This is a genomic window from Capsulimonas sp., assembly GCF_039929585.1.
In the GTDB taxonomy this organism is placed as follows: domain Bacteria; phylum Armatimonadota; class Armatimonadia; order Armatimonadales; family Capsulimonadaceae; genus Capsulimonas.
In genome coordinates this window covers 1-2,451 of sequence record NZ_JBDSQY010000083.1, presented here as the reverse complement: position 1 = coordinate 2,451, position 2,451 = coordinate 1, and the positions used below count along the sequence as shown (strand labels likewise).

Below are 2,451 nucleotides of genomic sequence, written 5' to 3'. Positions count from 1 at the left end.
CCAGAATTGGGAGAGGGGGCTGGGGGGTGAGGGCCTCTCACTCCACCCGCGTCGCCGCCGCAAACCGCCGCGTCTCGGCTTCCAGCTTGCCTTTTAATCCCGCGAACTCGTCCGCCAGCATCGCGCGGCGCGTCAGGTTCTCCGGCGATGGGTTCTGAATGATGCGCAGCAGCGCGGCCTTATACACCACCGCCATATGCGCCCGGTCCGGCAGCGGACACGCCGCGCTCATCGCCGCCCACCCTACCCCCGGAACTCCATAACCTTCGACGACCAGGCCGCCTGTCGCCGCATAACTCGGCGCTGGGTACAGCACGATCTGATTGAGACCCATGGGAACCCAAGTCGCAGGCGTACCCGCCGCCTCGTCACGCCAATGCGCCGACCATCCATCCATCGACGCAATCGTCGCGCTCCCGATCGTCCGGCGCGCCCCGCTCGCGTCATAGACGCTCACCGCCTTCACCTTCGTGATCTGCGGCGCGCAGTACTCCGCCTGCCCCGCGACAAGATCCGCCGTCGCCGTCGTGTAAAAGCAATCCGTCGCCCGCGCGATCTCGTCGGCCGCCGTGCTGACCAGGCGGCTCCACGCGAATGGGTCGGCGTCGCCGGCAGTGCCAAAGAACTCGCCCAGCAGATCGCGCCCCTGAATGATCATCTCCTGCCTGGTCATACGCACACGCTCCTTCGCCTCTCGGCCAGCACATCACCGCGCCCTACTCGATCGCATCCGTCTCCTGCGGCGCCACCGTCAGCCCCGGTGCTTCGCGCTCATGCTCCGGCTTCTGCGCCTCCACTTCGCCGGCCCGCACCAGAATGAGATACACCTCCTCGGGCACATCCACATACTCGCCGCGCTTGATAAAATAGAAGTGACCGTTGACGCCCACCGTCAGCGCCCCCTCCTTCTTCTGATCCTTCTTGCCCAGCTCATGCCGCAATCGGATCCGATACTTCGCCTGCGCATCCAACTGCTGCTTCACCGTCAGCACCGGCGCCTCATCCGCCGCCGACTCATCCGCAGTGATAATTTTAGTAGTCATGGATATCCTTTTTAAGTCCGATGAGACACCGGGCGAATGAATTCGCTTCTCAAAGTACAACCCTCCGTCTTTGCGGACTTCTGAACCCACGAAGGTGGGTGACCGTACTTATAGGCGCGAATTCATTCGCCAGCCTTCTTCATCTAATCAGCAGTCGTGATTGATCATCACGCAAACAATGCCGCACTACGGCGAAACCGCATGCTCCACACGAACCACAAAAAGCTGGTTCGCAATCGCGCCGCCAAAAGTCGCCTTCCACTCATCTGTTGCTTTAAGACCTAACTTCTCGTTAGGCGAGTAATAATTTCTTATTACTTCTCTGGTTTCATTGTGCTTGCTAGGCCGATTATCGCCAGAGGTCGGACTATCACATCACCGGAGCACGGTTACAATTTGCGCCGGCGCCCTCTCATTTAGTCTCTCACGGTGGCTCCTAGGAGCCTTCCGCCTTGTTGGGTGTCTCCACCTATTCAAGTCAATTAGAGTGGGTTTTACTCGGGCTGGAATTAGGCAGCCATCTTGTAATAGCTGGTACGAGTGTAACCCGAGGTTGCCCGCTGATTCAGCGGGTCGGCCGCGCCTGCGGACCCGAGCGGCTTGATGATATTCGAGAGGCTTTCGCCCCCGATTTCCGTCTTCACGAAGGCCATCGAGCCGAAGATCAGCGTTGCGTGGACATCGATCCCGCCCGCACCCGCGCCGGTGAAGAACTTCGCCAGCGGTGACTCCACGAACCGTACGCCGTACAGCGAGCCGAGCTCGCCCTCGTACAGGTCTTTCGGCGTTGAGTACTCCTTCACGGCCAGCCACTCGGGAATGCTCATGATGTCGTACTTGGCGTCGGGTGAAACAATCCCCACGTAGTCGCCGTTGATCGGCATCGTGAAGGATTTCTCCAGCGTGCGCACGGCCTTCTTGATCTCGGCCGACGTGAACTTATCCGTGCTCGTCACCAAATTACGGGCCGTCTTTCCCGTAGCGTAAATGACATTCGTTCCCGACGCCATAAAGTCGCGCGCCAGCTGATCGATCGTCTGTCCCGCCTGGAAGCCAAGAATGTCCGCCGCCTGCGTCAGGATCGGATCGATCGCCGACCACGTCAGCACGTCGGAGACCTGGATAAAGTCGCCGTACTGCGCGATGCCCACCGTCACCGGCGTCACCGTCAGGTTGTTGCCCGTCGGCGTCACGCCTTCCGAAAGCGGCGAAGTCGCCGGAGCCAGCAGCTCGAAACGCCGCATCTGCATGGTCGTGCCGGCGTTCTTATCGATCGGCCGGTCGTTCGCGAACTGCGCGTGGATGAGATTGGGCCGCGCCGCCTTCAGAAGCCGCCGATCATACGCGATCCGAACTTCCGCCGGCAGGCTGCCGCCCGCGCCTGGGGTCGTCCCCGGTCCAAATACAT

Annotated in this window: 3 protein-coding genes; all 3 read right to left on the bottom strand. The window is 60.9% G+C overall.

From position 1 onward, the window contains the following. Window positions 1-37: 37 nt before the first annotated feature. Complete coding sequence (locus ABIZ35_RS05910) at window positions 38-673, bottom strand: hypothetical protein (protein ID WP_348218950.1); 636 nt, start codon at window positions 671-673, stop codon at window positions 38-40. A gap of 43 nt (window positions 674-716) precedes the next feature. After that, entirely contained in the window at window positions 717-1,043 is a 327-nt protein-coding gene (locus ABIZ35_RS05905; protein ID WP_348218949.1) for a hypothetical protein, read from the bottom strand. A gap of 509 nt (window positions 1,044-1,552) precedes the next feature. Beyond that, on the bottom strand, window positions 1,553-2,451 hold an 899-nt coding region (locus tag ABIZ35_RS05900; protein WP_348218948.1), incomplete at its 5' end, for a N4-gp56 family major capsid protein.

What these genes read in the sequence shown, in the direction of transcription:
- ABIZ35_RS05905 (WP_348218949.1), bottom strand. Translation starts at nt 1,043, where the DNA reads ATGACTACTAAAATTATCACTGCGGATGAGTCGGCGGCGGATGAGGCG.
- ABIZ35_RS05910 (WP_348218950.1), bottom strand. Translation starts at nt 673, where the DNA reads ATGACCAGGCAGGAGATGATCATTCAGGGGCGCGATCTGCTGGGCGAG.